Here is a 17,001-nt window from a genome sequence, read left to right on the forward strand (position 1 = left end):
AAACGATAACCAATAGCAAAATCATGATTATGCAGCATTTTCGAAAGGTATTTTTTTCTGCGGCTTTATTTCTGGCAAGCGCTTCGAGCATTTTTGGACAAGAGAATACGATTTGGGAATTAGGAAAAGCAGATCATTCGAGCCAAGAATTTGCCTTAAGTCCGCAAGGATTTAAAGATTTTTTGGCGCATGATTTTGGTTATGAAGACAACTATTTTGTGGTTGGTCAACAGGTGCTCAACCAAGATTTTCCTTATGTTTTACCGGGTCCTGCGAACGGGTGGGGCGGCACAGGGGGGACTTCTGGTATCCGGACCCATTTTCTGAACCTGTACTATCAATTGACTTCCATAGACCCAAATGATAAATATGTACTGGAATTGGATTTCGTGAATTCTGAAGGTAAGGCCAAACCCACTTTGCAGGTGGGTATTAATGGACATCTTTTCAATTACGATCTAAAGAATGGTACTGGCGAAAGTAATCCTGTAGCAGGACAACTTGGCACTGAAAAAATCAGGATCGATATCAATCCAGGCATCCTGAAAAATGGTTTCAATCAAATTAACCTAACCAGTTTAAAAGGAGGCTGGATTGAGTTTGATTCCTTTAGGTTATTGGGACCATCGGGTACAAAACTCGTTGCTGAATACAGTACAGTTGTTAAGGGGCTTGAAACGGCTGATTTTGAACTGCAAAATGATAAAGAAAGGATCCAGAATTTACTGCTGGAAATCTTGCGATTAAAAGACAACCAAACCGTAAAGGTATTGGTCGATGGCAGGACAGAATATCAAAAGTCCATGGATCAAGGCTTGTCCAGGATCGAGATCCCGTTGCAGGCCGTGAAAAAAAGTAAGACCAGTACTGTTGAGGTATATGTTAATGATCAATTACTCAGCAAAGAGCAGGTGATTCGGAGTCCGAAACCCTTAGGTTCATTAGCAAATTATGTCAATACCATGATTGGCGCATCCCATTCCCGTTGGATGATTGCTCCAGGGCCATGGATGCCCTTCAGTATGGTAAAATTAAGTCCTGACAACCAAAATGTTGGATGGCAGGCCGGGTATGAACCATCCATTGAATCAATTGCTATGTTCAGCCATATCCATGAATGGACAATGGCCGGGCTAGGTACCTTTCCCACCTCGGGGCCATTGCAGATCCAGGTTGGCGATCAATATGATCCCGATTCAGGCTATCGCTCCAGGATCGATAAGACCACTGAAAAAGCACCATTAGGTTCTTATCATGTGAAATTGACAGATTATGATATTGACGTCGATCTTACCCAAACCACCAGAGCCAGTTTCCAACGTTACACCTTCCATCAGTCTGAGACAGGTCGGGTTATGATTGATCTAAAAGTCAATGGCGAATACCCTTATACCATCAAGGACTATCAATTAAAAAAGGTCTCAGACTATAAGATCATCGGTTATTCGGATCAATTATCGGAAAATGTTTGGTCCACAGATGCAAAACAGGACTATAAGGTCCATTTTGTAATGGAGTTTGATCAAGCCATAGTTGATTTTGGAACTTGGGAGTCAGATCGCATCCAGAAGGGGCAGAGTTCATCGGGGAAAGAGGTGAAAGAGGCGGGAATGTACGTAGAGTTTGATGTCCAAAAAGAAAAGACTGTACAATTACGGACAGGCATATCTTATGTCAGTATTGATAATGCGCAAGAAAATTTAGATAGAGAGATTTCAGGACCATTTGGTTGGTCATTTGAAAAGGTTAGGGGCAATCAATTAAAGACCTGGAACGCATTATTGGAAAGGCTGAAAGTGAAAAGTGATGATTACTTTGAAAAGGAGAAATTCTATAGCAATATGTATAGGTCCTTAAGCCGGAACACCTTTAGCGATATTAATGGCGAATGGCGTGATTCGCAGGAAAAGGTCCGTCAATTCAGCAATCCTCAGGATTTAGCCTTGGGTTGTGATGCTTTTTGGAATACCTTCTGGAATTTGAACCAGTTTTGGAACCTAGTTACTCCGGAATGGAGCAATAAATGGGTAAAATCACAGCTCGCGATGTATGACGCTGATGGTTGGTTGGCCAAGGGACCCGCTGGAATGGAATATATTCCTGTCATGGTTGCCGAGCATGAGATTCCGTTGATCGTATCGGCTTATCAAATGGGTATTCGGGATTATGATGTAGATAAAGCATTTGAAGCCGTTAAAAAAATGCAGACTACGATGCCTTCGAAATTTGCAGGTGGATTTGCAGGGAATAGGGACCTCGAGGTCTATTTAAAATATAGATATGTTCCATCTGATTTGGGAAGGTTCTCCAATACCTTGGAATATAGTTTTGATGATTGGACGGTGGGTCAGTTTGCCAAATCCTTAGGGAATGAAAAGGACTACAACTATTTCAATGATCGCGGCAATTGGTGGAAAAATGCCATTGACGTGGAAAGTGGTTATGCCAGGATGAAGGATTCAAAAGGGGAATGGTTAAAAGATTTTGATCCATTCAAATCTGGTGCAAACCATCATTATGTTGAAGGGAATGCTTGGCAATTGACGTTTTTCGTTCCTCAGGATATTCCTGGATTGGCCAATTGGATCGGTGCCGATGTATTTTCAGAGCGACTGGAATGGGGATTTGAAGAGAGTGTAAAATGGAGATATAACGGGCCCAACGATCAATATTGGGATTACCCGGTAGTTCAGGGTAATCAGCAGTCGATGCATTTTGCCTATTTATTCAATTATTTGAATAAACCTTGGTTGACACAGAAGTGGAGCCGTTCCATTGCAGAAAGGTATTATGGTAGAGGGATATCAAATGCCTATTTGGGAGATGAAGATCAAGGGCAGATGAGTGCCTGGTATATTATGACGGCCATTGGTCTCTTTCAGATGGATGGAGGTACAAGGAGCCAACCGGTCTATGAGATTGGAAGTCCTATGTTTGAAGAGATTCAGATTGACCTTGGAGAACAGTTTGGCAGGGGGGGGAAGTTTGTCATCAAGGCCAAGAACAATAGTAAAGCGAATGTTTACATCCAAAATGCTACCCTGAATGGTAAGAAATTGAACAGCTTTTATTTCAGTGCCGAGGAGTTGTTGCAGGGCGGTGAGTTGATTTTAGAAATGGGTGCCGAACCAAATAAAAATTGGGGTGTATCGAGATAGGGATCGATTTCAAAATAAAAAACTATTATAAACTATAATTCCGACATGTGAATATTTCCAATAAGCAATTGGCCTTTGTGGCCTTGATAGCCTCATTAGGTGGTTTTATTTTTGGCTTTGATATGGCTGTGGTATCGGGGGTTTTGCCTTTGGTGAAAATGCAGTTTAGTCTTGACAGCTTTTTGGAGGGCTGGTTTGTTTCATCGGCACTATTAGGCTGTATCCTCGGGGTCATGATTTCCGGTCATCTATCGGATAAATATGGACGTAAAAGCAGCATGCAATTTGCTGCTATAATATTTGTCATCGCCACTTTTGCCTGTATTTTTTTGGAGTCCTTTTCCTTGATTATCCTGACCAGGATCTTTACGGGAATTGGGATAGGTATTGCCTCGAATGTTGTTCCTCTATATCTGTCGGAAATTGCACCTGTTAAAGATCGTGGAAAACTGGTGACCTTTTATCAATTGGCATTGACCTTTGGCATTGTACTGGCTTATGTGTCGAATGCCTTGATCATTAAAGATCAGGATGTTTTGGCTCAATTCTCAGCGCAAGCATTCTTTCAGCATGTGTTTGTCGAAGAGGAGTGGCGAGCCATGATCGGTATGTCCCTGATACCCTCTATGGCCTTTTTTATTGGATTGATGTTTGTGCCCGAAAGTCCGAGTTGGTCTAAAAACAATGATGGAATGTCCAATTCAGGGTATGCAGAAGTCTGGAAACCAATTTATAGGAAAGCATTAATAATAGGTTTGTTTTTACCGATATTTTCCCAGTTCTGTGGGATCAATGTAATCATCTATTACGGTCCTACCATATTGAAAACTTTAGGGTTTAGCTTAGATAATTCCCTGTATGGCCAGATTATCATAGGTGTTGCCAATATGTTGTTTACACTGATTGCCATCTGGAAGGTGGATAGTTTAGGCAGAAGGCCACTCTATTTGATCGGGACTTTGGGCGGAGCTGTATCCCTGTTTCTGACCAGTATATTGTTTTTTCTGGATCTGGCAGATAGTTGGCTGCTGGTGATTTCGGTAGTCTCTTTCCTGGCATTCTTTGCATTCTCCATAGGGCCCTTGAAATTTGTGGTGGCTTCTGAAATCTTTCCTGCACATATCCGCGCCAAGGCTATGGGCTTGAGTATTTTAGCCATGTGGGTATCTGACTTTTTAATGGGACAGGTAACACCCTTCCTATTGGATGATATCGGCGTTGCTGGGACCTTTATTCTATTGGGTCTAGTTTGTCTGATTGGTTTTGTGTTTGTCCTTAAATATCTTCCAGAAACCAAAGGTAAGAGCAGTGAAGAAATCCAATTCCTATTAAATCAAAACTAAGATGAAAAGATTGTTCAGCTATTTAACATTTGCCGTTCTTAGCCTAGGTCATCTTGCTATGGCCCAACAACCGATTCAATCGGTGGATCTCTTTATTGGTACTGCCCATGCGCGCTGGTTTCATTTTGCTCCAGGTGCCATGCCATTTGGTATGGCCAAGCCCGGACCGTCGACCAATGGAAGTTTGGGGAATAAAAGTGGATGGGAGGCGACAGGTTACGACTTCCGCGACCATAGCATAGAGAGTTTTCCTAATTTCCATGAATTCCAGATCGGTGGGATTTCGTTAATGGCAAGCAATGGCAAATTGAAAACTATCCCGGGAAATCTGGATGATCCCCAAACGGGCTATCGTTCAAGTTTTGACCGTAAAGATGAACTGGCAGAACCGGGATATTACCGGGTATTGCTAAAAGATTATGGCATTACAGCGGAATTGACGGCTACCGAAAGAGTCGCGTTCCATCGCTATACCTTTCCTAAAAGTGATGAATCCCATATCATTTTCGATATTGGCAATATCATGGGGGAGAGCGGAAAGGTGAAGGACGCTGAGGTGAAAATAAACCATGATGGTACCATTGAAGGATATGCGATTACAGCACCATTTTATGTAGAGAAATATCAGGCTGGTTCCGATATCAGGATGTATTTCTATGCGGAGATCAACAAAAAAGCGAAAAAGCACGGCGTATTCCGGGGAGAAAAGCAGTTTGAGGGACTTGATCGGATTTCAGGGATTTCTTCAGGAGCTTATTTCACCTATACTACTGCTGATGAGGAAAGCATCGAAGTCAAGTTAGGCCTTTCCTATACATCAGTTGCTGAGGCCAAGGCAAATTTGACTGCAGAAGCCAGTAATTTGGATTTTGATGCTGCCAAAGAACAGAATCAAACCCAATGGAATGACATGTTGGGAAGGATTCAGGTGAAGGGTGGAAAGGAAACAGATCGTACAAAGTTTTATACCGGTCTTTACCATGCTCTGTTGGGCAGGGGATTGGCAAGTGATGTTTCAGGAGCCTATCCAAAAAATGATGGGACCGTAGGGTACATTGAAAAGGACCAAACAGGAGAGCCAAAACATCAACATTACAATACAGATGCGGTATGGGGGGCTTTTTGGAATTTGACACAACTATGGACCATCGCCTATCCAGAATACTTATCTGATTTTGTGAATTCGCAATTGTTGATCTATAAGGATTCAGGATGGTTGGCAGATGGAATAGCCAATAGCAGATATGTTTCTGGCGTTGGGACCAATTTTGTAAGCCTTGTTATTGCCAGTGCCTATATGCAGGGAATTCGGGATTTTGATGTGCAATTGGGTTATGAAGCGGCATTGAAAAATGAAATAGATGGAAAGGGGAGGCCACGAGGAGCAGGAAAATTGGATGTGGATCAATTTGTAGCGAAGGGATATGTGCCACATATTGATAAATCTGATAGTGAAATCCATGAATCTTGGATGTTTTCAGCTTCTCATACCTTGGAATATTCTTTCAGTTCCTATGCAGTTGCCCAATTTGCCAAAGCATTGGGCAAGAAGCAGGACTATGCACAGCTATCCACATTATCACAGGGCTGGAAGCATCTTTTTGACCCTCAATTGAAATTGATAAGACCTAAACTTGCCAATGGGGATTTTATTATAGATTTTAAACCTAGTCAAGCATGGCGGGGTTTTCAGGAAGGAAATTCCTATCAATATACATTTTATGTGCCGCATGATCCTAAAGGCCTGATACAGGCTATAGGTAAAACAGCGTTCAATGCTAGGTTGGACAGTATTTTTGTGCAATCGGAAGCATTAGGTTTTTCGGGAGGAAAAAATATTGATGCCTTTTCAGGACTAGAGGGGCTTTACAACCAAGGGAATCAGCCGAATCTACATGTATCTTGGTTATTTAACTTTTCTGGGAAGTCTTCATTGACGCAGAAATGGGTTCAGGAAATCTGTAATAAATTCTATGGTAATGAGGGCATTCATGGATATGGATATGGGCAGGATGAGGATCAAGGGCAATTAGGTGCTTGGTATGTAATGGCAGCCATGGGCATATTTGATGTGGCTGGACTAACGGATGCCGATGCAAAAATGGGCCTATCGACGCCACTCTTTGACGAGATCAAGATTCAATTGAACCCTAAATACTATTCAGGTAAGGACTTTGTCATTAAGAAAGAGAACCCAGGTTCGAGTGGTGCCTATATTGATCAGATTAATTTGAATGGCAAGATTGTCCATCAACCATTTATCCCATTAAAGTCAATAAGGGCAGGAGGGATACTGAAATTAAAAACTGGCAATCGTCCAAAAGATAAATACTAAGCTAAGGAGATGAAAGATCAGGGATTAAGACCCTGATTTTTCCAATAGCTGTATGGCGTCATATAACACCCCGGCTTCGCCTCTAAAGGTTCCGGATCCTTCCGGTTTGTTGTCTTTCGTGTACCATTCATAAAAGCCCTTGTTTTTGATCACCCGGTCCAGCATAGGTTTCAATTGTTCCTTTGCTTCTGTCACAAATCCGTTCCTGATCAATTGCTGAATCATTCTACCTCCAAACCAGGTCCAATCCCCTCCATTTTGATAGCCATAAGGATACATGCCTTTATTTTTAAAGAACCCTTCAGGATAGGTTGGATAAATCGTAAGCCCAATGGTTGCAGCTCCAGATTCTTTCACATTGGCAATCATTTTATCCAATGAAGTTTTGATCTGCTCTTTGCTCAACAGATTGGCTTCGATTGCAATTACAGTTCCTCCATGGTAAAAGATTTTATTTTCATCGAAATCAGCAGGAAAGGGAGACCCATTCAGGTAGATATGCGGAATAAATTTTTGATTCTTTGCATCCCAAAGATGTTTCATGGTATTGGTCGCAATATCTTTTCTGATGGTTTCCCATTTTGGTTTATTGTCAGGGACTAACACCATGAAATTGTCAAGGGCGATCAAGAACATGGCATTATCATAGATGTCAATGGCGATATGGGAATTATCATCCAAATGTACTCCCCAGTCATGTTCAGGCTGAACATCGCCCCAATCCACTGTTGTTGCGCCCCATAGCAGCCCATGTTCTTTGTCAAATCGTTTGTCCATTAAGAATTGAAGCGCTTGTTCCATTCGTTGAGCGACTGTAAACTGACCTACCATGGTCTTTAAGAAATCCCGGTCATCGGAAACCTGGATATATTTATAGACGGCCTGTATTAGGGATGCCTCTTGGTCAGTCTCCACCGTATTTTTATGGGCAGCCAATAAGGGTTCTAACTTAGACAGGATGCTGTAATAATCACTGGTTTTGCCTTTCAGGCTTTCTTTTGTCACGAAGCCATCTGGGATATTTCCATCCTTAGCTTGAAGACCAAAAAAGGCCAATAGGTTTTTCTTGATTTGATCGGCAGGTTGTACTTTGTAGGCAAGTCGGATAAAAGTATTGTAATCACGGATCCAAACCTCTTGGTATCCATCACCAGCGTTAAAACCAGACTTAACGATGTCCTTTGCCATGTCTTTGACAATAGTATAATAACTGTCGGAAATCACTGAATCCTGAATGCCTGAATTTAGATTGTTGTTGTTGCTTGTATGGTTGTTGCAGGCTGTTAGAGTTAGGCCGAATGCAACATAAAATAGATAACTTTTCATTGTTTTTATTGGTTATAACCTCGAAAATCGATAATATTAGGGCACTGAAGTATGTGTATACAAACATACATAATTTGCTATTTAAAAAAGAATTATCTTACTTTAAGTCACAATCAAAAAAGTATGAATCTGAAGATAGACCATAATAGCCCCATTCCCCTGCACGTGCAGGTAGAGACTTTGCTTCGAGATTTGATCAAACAGCCTGAATATCAGGATGGCAAGTATTTGCCCAATGAGATAGATCTGGCGAAGAAATTGTCGATTTCTAGGTCTACCTTGCGATTGGTGATCAATAAGTTGGTCTATGAAGAACTTTTGGTGAGGAAGAAAGGTGTAGGGACGAAAGTTACGCAACAGAAATTCAGTTCAAAATCCAAGAATTGGTTGAGTTTTTCACAGGAGATGAAGAACAGGGGGCTGGAGGTAAAGAATTTTGAGCTCCATGTTCGTTGGGTTGTTCCGGAACCCGCTGTTGCTAAGTTTTTTGAAATTCCGGAAGATCAGAAGGTCCTGAAGCTAGAAAGGTTGCGAGGTAAGCCAGGTGATCCATTTGTCTATTTCATTTCCTATTTTCACCCAAGGGTCGGACTGACTGGAGAGGAAGACTTCAAATTGCCCTTATATGATATTTTGCAGCAGCAATGCAATATCATTGCGGATCTTTCCCAAGAGGAAATTGATGCCAAAGCTGCCAATAAATTTATTTCGGAGAAGTTGGAGATTGCCATAGGAGAGCCTATTCTTTCGAGGAAGCGTTTTGTATATGATCAATCAGGAAAACCCATTGAGTATAACCTAGGTTATTACAGGGCGGAAAGTTTTACCTATAAAGTAGAAAGTAGAAGGGGAGAGAGCTAATTGGTTGGAGGGCGTAGTACGTAAAGATTAGCAAATCTCGCTAATTTTTTGTATCTTTGTATTCATTCATAAAGGCCCCTATCTTAATCCTCAGCCAATCCAGGTTATTTAAAGAGATACCCCTTTCATTTTTTAACTTAATAATTTTTAATGTCAAGAAACCAACTCACATTCAAGAAAAAAGAACTAGCAAAAAGAAAACAGCAAAAACTTCAAGAAAAGCAAGAGCGTAGAGAACAGAACAAGTCTCAAAACAACAAAGGCAAGTCATTGGAAGAAATGTATGCATATGTTGATGAATTTGGAAACATCGTCGATACACCTCCAACTGAAACCTATAAGTTTAAACCTGAAGACTTAGAGAGACCGAAGGATCCTGAGGATGAATTCCTATTGGGACGTGTTTCTTATTACAATGAAACAGGTCATTATGGATTTATTCGCGATAACGAGACTAGAGAAACTGTTTATTTTAACGATACCCTTGCAGGCAAGATTCTTTCTTTGCATCAAAATGTGAGGTATAAGTACACCAGAACCAGACAGGGTAACCAAATTTCGGAAGTGGAATTGGTATAGTCGGATTGTACTTGAAAATATATCGACTAATGCTAAGCCATTAGTTTTGCACAACAAAAAAAGCAGCCCTTTGGCTGCTTTTTTTGTTGTGCAACATGCACGTTTGAGCTAGATTATCTAACTACACGTACATTGATTGCATTAATTCCTTTAGGACCACTTTCAGTATCAAACGTAACATTGTCATTTTCTCTGATTTCGTGTACTAAACCTGTTGAATGTACGAATACATCTTTTCCTCCTTCGTTTGGAGTGATAAAACCGAATCCTTTAGTTACGTTAAAGAATTTTACTTTTCCTTCTTGCATGGTATTATTATTTACTTACTTAATTATTTAATTCGTTTCTAGTTGGAAGCCAATCAGTTTTTGGATTCCATGTAATGCTTTTTTCTCTTCTTCACTGCAGAAAGAATAAGCATGGCCAGCATTTCCGGCTCTACCTGTTCTTCCAATCCGGTGCACATAGGTTTCGGATTCAGTAGGAAGGTCATAATTGATGACCTGTGGTAATTTATGTATATCAATACCACGGGCAGCAATATCTGTTGCGATCAAAATCTTGGATCTGCCTGTCTTAAAAGATTCCAGGGCATTCTGTCTTGCATTCTGTGATTTATTTCCATGAATAGCATCTGCCTTGAATCCTCTTTTATTGAGTTGCTTAGCCAGACGGTCTGCAGCATGTTTTGTACGGATAAAAACCAGAGTTTGTAGGTTCTTATCTCTGTTCAATAGATCAACCAATAAGTCGGTTTTCTGTTTTTTCTCAATGAAGAAAACAGATTGATTGACATTTTCAGAGGCTTTTACAACGGGGTTGATATTTACTTCTGCTGGGTTTTTTAAGATCGTATTGGCAAACTTCCTGATTTCAGGAGGCATGGTGGCAGAAAAGAACAAGGTCTGTCTTTTCTCCGGTACATATTTAAGGATCTTCTTGATGTCATGGATAAATCCCATATCCAACATGGTATCTGCTTCGTCCAATACTAGGGTAGCAATGCTGTTCAATGTTAAATATTTCTGATTGATGAGGTCCAATAACCTACCTGGTGTTGCGATCATTATATCTACAGGCTGTTGAAGCGATCTAATATTTCTGGAGATAGGGACACCACCAAATACGACCAAATGCCTTAGACCAAGGTGTTTGTTCAGTTCAGCAAAGGTCTTGTCAATCTGAATAGCTAACTCGCGAGTAGGTGCCAAGATCAAGGCTTTTGGAGCTTTGGAATTCGATTTTTGCTTCGCACAGTTTTGTAGGATAGGGATGCTAAAAGCAGCCGTTTTTCCAGTTCCGGTCTGTGCACATCCGATGATATCATTTCCCTTTAAAATGTGGGGAATTGATTCAATCTGTATATCCGTAGGGGCCTTGTAGCCAAGACCTTCGAGTGCTTTTATGATTGGAGCGATTAGCTCCATATTGTTGAAATTCATTGATGTTTTTAAAATTTGTCTTCAAAAAATTTGTTTTACGAAATGCTCTTCGTTTGAACAAACTGCTTACAGACATAAAATATGTCAATTAATATTAAAATGAAATCTGAAGAAGCAGTGACAAAGTTTATTAAGGAGGGTTTACAAAGTCATTGATATTATAGAATAAATTCCAATATTATTACAAAATTACTAAAATATTTCGATAATATTTTTCTTTTTTATTAATGGGACGATTTATAGGTCCTAAACGGACATGAGTTTAATGACCTTGACATGCGATTTAAAGGCTGACCAGAAGGAATTATACTCGTTGTATTTTATTTCATAATCCTTGCAAGCCTGTCTAACGATCTTATTTAATGCCGGATAATGGATGTGGCTGATCTTTGGAAAAAGGTGATGCTCCACCTGAAAGTTCAGACCGCCCAATAGCCAAGTTAACATTTTGTTTTTGGTGGAGAAGTTTGCTGTGGATTGGATTTGGTGGATCATCCATTCCTCTTCAATTTTAGGTTGGTCACCAGATTTAAATTCCGTTTCTGAAACCACGTGAGCCAACTGAAATACCGTCGCTAAACAGATTCCGCATACTGCACCTGCAATCAAAATACCAAGTAGAGTTGGAATCCATCCTACATAAATAATCGGGATGACAATAAAGATCAAGGCGTGAATGAGCTTACTGATCCAGAAGATTACTTTTTCCTGCAATGGAAAGTGGAAAGTTCTTTCTGAGCTGCCCATTTTTTGCCTGAAGTATTTTTCATAATCCTGATAGAATATCCATGCTAAATATGAAATTCCATAAAGAAAAATAAAATAAATAGGCTGGAAGCGATGGTGTTTCTTTAGTTTCTGATCTTGATGGATACGCATAAACTTCACTTCGATATCGGGATCTTCACCATCAATATTGGTGTAGGTATGATGGGCGATATTGTGTTTTTGCTTCCAAAAAAATATATTTCCTCCCAATAGATTTAAAGAATAGGAAAGGATATTATTGACTTGCTTATTTTCAGAAAACGAATTATGGCCTGCATCATGCATAATATTGAATCCAATTGCTGCAAGATTGACACCAAATATCATACATAACAGGACACTGATGGCCCAATGCGGTTGTACAAAAACTAATATACAGTATATTAAAACAAAGGAAGCCATCAAGATTATGGCTTTACTGTACAACTTACTGTTTCCAGTCTTTTTTTGTATGGTATTATTAAAATATTCGTTAATATTATTTTTTAATGATTTTGAGAATAAGCTGTTTAAGTTGTTGAACTTTATGGTTGATTTCATATAATTATTAGCCACTTCCACTTTGTCGACCAGCCCGACAAGAATGTTGTATTTGTGCAAACTTACAATTTATATGGCAAATGATTGTTTAACTTAAGTTAAAAAACTCTAATTTTTTATTGAGCCTTAATTTAAACTTTGCTTTCTGATTTCTTCGATTTCCTCCACGGTTTTCACCAGGTCTGGACCCAATAATCGGTAACCATTCTCTTCAATCAAGAAATTGTCTTCAATTCGGATCCCCGAAAAATTACGGTAATCCTCTAGGAGATCATAATTGATGAATTCATGGTTTCTCTTTTCAGCCTTCCACATATCGATCAAGTCAGGGATAATGTATATGCCGGGTTCTACAGTCAAGACAAAGCCTGCTTCCAGTTCTTTTCCTAGGCGCAAAGATTTGAGCCCAAACGTATTTTTGTCCTTAGGCTCTCTTTCGGTATATCCCACATACTGTTCACCCAGGTCTTCCATATCATGGACATCTAATCCCATCATATGGCCTAAGCCACATTGAAAGAACATGGTATGGGCGTGGTTCGCAACGGCGTCTTCAGCATTCCCCTTCATCAATCCAACTGCAGTCAAGCCCTCTACCAAAGTTTTGGCAGCTTTCAGGTGAATATCCTTGAATTTAACCCCAGGTTTCATCATGTCTCTAGCATCTGTAAAGGATCTTAAGACCACATTGTAAAGATCTTTTTGTCTTTCCGTGAAAGTGGCGGATACAGGGAAAGTCCTGGTTAAGTCACCTGCATAACCCATTGGAGTTTCAGCGCCCGAGTCGTTTAAGATCAAATCACCGTTTTTAAAGCTGTTCTGACGGTATTGGTTATGGAGAATTTCACCATGAACCGTCACGATCGGTGGATATGCAAATGTGAAATTTTGGTCTGCAGCATATTTTTGGATTGCATTCACCAATTCATATTCTTTCATTCCAGGTTTTGCAATCTTCATGGCTAGGAGATGCATTTCGGTTGAAACACGAAGAGCCTCTTCAATCTGCTGGATTTCCTGTGGATCCTTGATCGATCTCTGCTTTACGACGGCCTTGATCAGTTTTTCAGATGGCAGTAGTTCATCTAAATGCCTATCCAAAAGTCTGCTCAATAGGATTTTGTTGTAAGATTGATATGGAGGTAAAAAATGGATTGGGCGATTGTTGAACTTAGCTTTCTGAAGGTAGTTCTCCATTTCTTTAAAAGGCATGGTTTCAGAAACGCCCGCTTTTAGGCTTTTTTCCTTCAAGGTTTCTTGTCTGCCGGTCCAAACCAGTGCATCCATGTCCAATTCATCACCAAAGATTATTTCCCGGTTTTCATCAATGTCGATGATCCCAGCGATAAAGGGGGCTTGGATTCCGAAATAATATAAAAAACTGCTGTCTTGGCGGAATGGGTAAGTGTTATGTTCGAAATTGATGGGATTTTCAATATTTCCTAATAAAACGATCACTCCATGGGAAACCTCATTTTTTAATTGGGTTCTTCTATTCTGATAGGTACTTGACGAAAACATTGCTCTAAAATTTTATAACGAAATTAAACAAAAACTGTGGAACCATCTTTAGGAACCACAGTATTTATAGGAATAAGTTGTTACCGGTTGATTAAGCAGCTTAATCTTTGCTTAGTTGAATTTGTGTAACGCGATTTGGAATGACATATCTACCCAAAGCATCTTTTTCAAAGCCTTTTAATGTATAACCACTTTCGGAATTAAACCTGATGAGATTATTCTCCAGGATTTCTGAATTTGGGATAAGGGTCAAAGTAACCGTTTTGTTTTTCTCATTATAGGAAAGTAGGTCCAGCTCTCCAGCATCGAGTTCAATCCAAAGTTTTTCTGGAGCTAGAAAGATTCGGTTTCTTGCTGCAGTTTTGATTTTAACATCAATATTTTCTTTATTCTTGACCAGGTTTCCTGAGAATGCCAACCAATCGAATTCGGGATGTTTGATGATATATGTTCCTGAATTAACGGCATAGCCATAAAATCCTGATCCATAATCGCCAGTAATACCATCGATTTCTAGGGTTGATGGATAGGAGTGGAACGCTGCTGGTCCGAATCCTTCTTGGGTAACATTTGCCAAAGCACCCATCATGCCAGCATGACCTACGCGCAGTAGGTAGAAGTCATCGGGATGGTCTCTATATTCGGTGAGAACTGGTATGGAATTCAGGGCAGAGCCGTAGTGATGTAGCTGTCTTTCAATTCTGGATAGTTTTCCGCCGTATACAAAGTCCCAATAACGGCGAGCACTGCCATTGTAGCCCCAATGGGGAACTGTCGGCATATAGGCTAATATGGCGTTGAGCGTCACTTGGGCTTTTTCATCGAAACCAAAGTACTTGGACCAGAGGTAAACTTCTTCCTGACCGGTAGAGTCCCATGGCATTTCGCTGCCAAATGGGTAATTTAAGGTTTTCCAATGCTCGGCACGTTTTCTCATTTCAGATTCCAATTTATTTGCAGAGTTCGTTAAGCCTTCCCTTCTTAGGTCATTTAGTATCAGCAGGAAAATACTGCCTTCCATCTGTCCGAATTGTGCATAATGTGGGGCCTTTTCAACCATGGCAATTGCCGTATGGAATGCCCGGTCGAGGTATACATCCCAAGGTTCTTCAGAAACTAGCTGGTTGTAATTCCTTGCGAGTCGGTACATGACCCAATGGGCAGCAGCAACATGGGGATAATTATAGGATCGGCCCATATTGTCGGCTTCTTTTTTAGGCCAAGCCGACCATGTTTTCCAGTTGATATCTTCACTATAGGTACCTTTTGGTAGGGAGTCTGGCTCATAATAGAAAAGACTTTTAACTACGCCATATTTATCTTTTCCCTCTTTGTGCTGGATTCGGCCATACATGGTTTCATTGACAAAACGCTTCAGTTTTTCAATTTCAATTTGGTTAGGTATCATAACCTGCTTCATCATTGCTGCGAGCCAGCTGGCAGCACCTGCTTCATCACTTAAGCCTGCATACCATGCCCTTTGCTCTTGGGTAACAGGTTTTCTTTCTTCAATATCGTATGTAATTACCGAAGGGGATCTTTTAAATGGATCATTTGAATCCTCAAACCATTGTTCATTGGTCAAGAAATTCCCCAAGTCCTTGACTACTTCCTTCTCAGGTTTGATGACCTTATACTGAATGGTTTGTTCGATTCCATCGTGATAGGTGATCTGCAGTCTTGCCCTTCCCCAGGTATTTCCTGATACTTCAAATTGATTCCAATTATCCTTGGTCTTTTTCAAGGTTTTTATGCTTAGGGCATCTTTTGGGAAAACCTCGATGTTCTTGATCTGTTTATTATGCTTGATGAATAATTTGCTTGGGTTGTCCATTGGAACGACATAACCTGGGGCTGCAATGGCTACAGGTCTATTATTGGCCAATAGGGTAGATTCAATTTCTTTGATGCTCGGTGCGAGAACAAATCTCAAGGAGAAGTTTTTGGTCTCACCAGGTTTCAAAATAGATGATGTAGGTTGATTCCAAGGGTTGACATTTTGCCATTCAGTTTCTGCATAAGCTTTGCTATGTATCAACCATTCATGAAAGCCTTCAAAGGTGATGCTTCTAGGGGTTGGATCTGTATTTAATGGGTTGTAAGCTTCAAAACCCGCATTTTCACTGGGCAGGACCAATAGGCTAGGTCCATTTCCATGAAGTCGGTTTACCTGCATATATCCGGCATCCTTTCCAATGTAAGGGTCGAAGAAGACATTTTTAGCATGGGCTTCGTCTAAACTTTTCCAATCCATGTTGTTGTTGAACGGTAATGGAATCCCAAGGCCTCCAATCTCAATGGATTTGGTTGAATTATTGATGATCTGGAAGGTAAGTTGCAGATTTCCATTTATGTCTTCCCATTTTCGGATTACCTTCAAAGGTATGTTTTGAAGGGTTGAACTCAGATCAGCCAAAGCCAATACATTGCCCTCAGGCTTTAATTCTAATACTTTTTGACGGTTATTTGCGGAGGAGAAGGCCTGCCATTCCTGGTTGCCGGCATCACGAATTTTGAGATTGATGTCCCCGATATGGAAGAAACCATTGCGATCTCTTTTGTTTAAGAGTTCGGTTGCTGTGTAGTCAAAGCTAGTATCTGCATGGATCAGCTTGATTGATGATGCGGTCTGAGAACTGTTTAAAAGCTGCAGGTTTAGTTCTTTCAAAGGAAAGGTTTTGTTGCCTTGGTCTATGCCAAGGGTAGGAGGTTCAGCAGCTACTTTTTTCCAAACAGGGTGCTCATTCTGTTGAGCATGAGCAGGTTGGGACAAGCAAGGTGTCAAGGCCACTAAAAGGAGATAATAGAAATTTTTAATTTTCATCATTTCTGTTGAAGTCTTGAATTATTAATAGAAAGCCAATTAATCTAATTCTAAAAATGAATGGAAGGAAAAATTTAATTGTATTAAGTAAAATAATTAGATTAGTGGAAGCAAAATTACAGTTTGGAAGAAATTAAATGGGGTGTTTTCCATTTACTCTAAAAAAACTGGTTTTATTAGCATTGATCCAAAGTCACACTTAATACACACGATTAAGTTTTTCCTGTTTGTTTGTTACAAATATGGTTTTAATAATTGTTTTAAGATTGCCGGATTTTAGCTTTATATGGCCAATTCTTAGCCA

11 protein-coding genes are annotated in these 17,001 nt (G+C 40.2%); 5 read left to right on the plus strand and 6 right to left on the minus strand.

Annotated elements, in window-relative coordinates; genetic code table 11:
• The first annotated feature begins 29 nt into the window (after window positions 1–29).
• From ACWIB3_RS05430 to ACWIB3_RS05440, 3 genes are read left to right on the plus strand one after another with little or no spacing between them, the layout of a single operon-like run.
• A complete protein-coding gene (locus tag ACWIB3_RS05430; RefSeq protein WP_454291094.1) occupies window positions 30–3,158 on the plus strand; it encodes a GH92 family glycosyl hydrolase in 3,129 nt (1,042 codons plus the stop codon).
• Between the two features lie 47 nt (window positions 3,159–3,205).
• Window positions 3,206–4,501, plus strand: coding sequence for an MFS transporter (locus tag ACWIB3_RS05435; RefSeq protein WP_454291095.1), 1,296 nt, complete (start codon window positions 3,206–3,208; stop codon window positions 4,499–4,501).
• A 1-nt stretch (window position 4,502) separates the two neighbouring features.
• The gene (locus tag ACWIB3_RS05440) at window positions 4,503–6,836 is read left to right on the plus strand and encodes a GH92 family glycosyl hydrolase (RefSeq protein ID WP_454291096.1); all 2,334 of its coding nucleotides are present in this window, start codon (window positions 4,503–4,505) and stop codon (window positions 6,834–6,836) included.
• A 24-nt stretch (window positions 6,837–6,860) separates the two neighbouring features.
• Here ACWIB3_RS05440 and ACWIB3_RS05445 read toward each other — a convergent pair whose 3' ends face one another.
• Complete coding sequence (locus tag ACWIB3_RS05445; RefSeq protein ID WP_454291097.1) at window positions 6,861–8,162, minus strand: hypothetical protein; 1,302 nt, start codon at window positions 8,160–8,162, stop codon at window positions 6,861–6,863.
• A gap of 123 nt (window positions 8,163–8,285) precedes the next feature.
• Between ACWIB3_RS05445 and ACWIB3_RS05450 the strand changes: the two genes are divergently transcribed.
• Entirely contained in the window at window positions 8,286–9,023 is a 738-nt protein-coding gene (locus ACWIB3_RS05450) for a GntR family transcriptional regulator (protein ID WP_185211536.1), read from the plus strand.
• A gap of 150 nt (window positions 9,024–9,173) precedes the next feature.
• Entirely contained in the window at window positions 9,174–9,602 is a 429-nt protein-coding gene (locus tag ACWIB3_RS05455; RefSeq protein WP_237219494.1) for a cold-shock protein, read from the plus strand.
• A gap of 113 nt (window positions 9,603–9,715) precedes the next feature.
• On the opposite strand, the gene ACWIB3_RS05460 is transcribed toward ACWIB3_RS05455, so the two are convergent.
• The 5 genes from ACWIB3_RS05460 to ACWIB3_RS05480 form a co-directional block, all read right to left on the minus strand.
• A complete protein-coding gene (locus ACWIB3_RS05460) occupies window positions 9,716–9,910 on the minus strand; it encodes a cold-shock protein (protein WP_093095228.1) in 195 nt (64 codons plus the stop codon).
• Window positions 9,911–9,937: 27 nt separating this feature from the next.
• The gene (locus tag ACWIB3_RS05465; RefSeq protein ID WP_454291098.1) at window positions 9,938–11,044 is read right to left on the minus strand and encodes a DEAD/DEAH box helicase; all 1,107 of its coding nucleotides are present in this window, start codon (window positions 11,042–11,044) and stop codon (window positions 9,938–9,940) included.
• Window positions 11,045–11,290: 246 nt separating this feature from the next.
• Window positions 11,291–12,352, minus strand: coding sequence for a fatty acid desaturase family protein (locus ACWIB3_RS05470; protein WP_454291099.1), 1,062 nt, complete (start codon window positions 12,350–12,352; stop codon window positions 11,291–11,293).
• 126 nt (window positions 12,353–12,478) lie between these two features.
• The gene (locus ACWIB3_RS05475) at window positions 12,479–13,873 is read right to left on the minus strand and encodes an aminopeptidase P family protein (protein ID WP_454291100.1); all 1,395 of its coding nucleotides are present in this window, start codon (window positions 13,871–13,873) and stop codon (window positions 12,479–12,481) included.
• Window positions 13,874–13,973: 100 nt separating this feature from the next.
• The gene (locus ACWIB3_RS05480) at window positions 13,974–16,700 is read right to left on the minus strand and encodes a DUF5695 domain-containing protein (RefSeq protein WP_454291101.1); all 2,727 of its coding nucleotides are present in this window, start codon (window positions 16,698–16,700) and stop codon (window positions 13,974–13,976) included.
• Window positions 16,701–17,001 lie beyond the last annotated feature (301 nt).

The sequence above is a fragment of the Sphingobacterium sp. NPDC055431 genome (genome assembly GCF_053644255.1).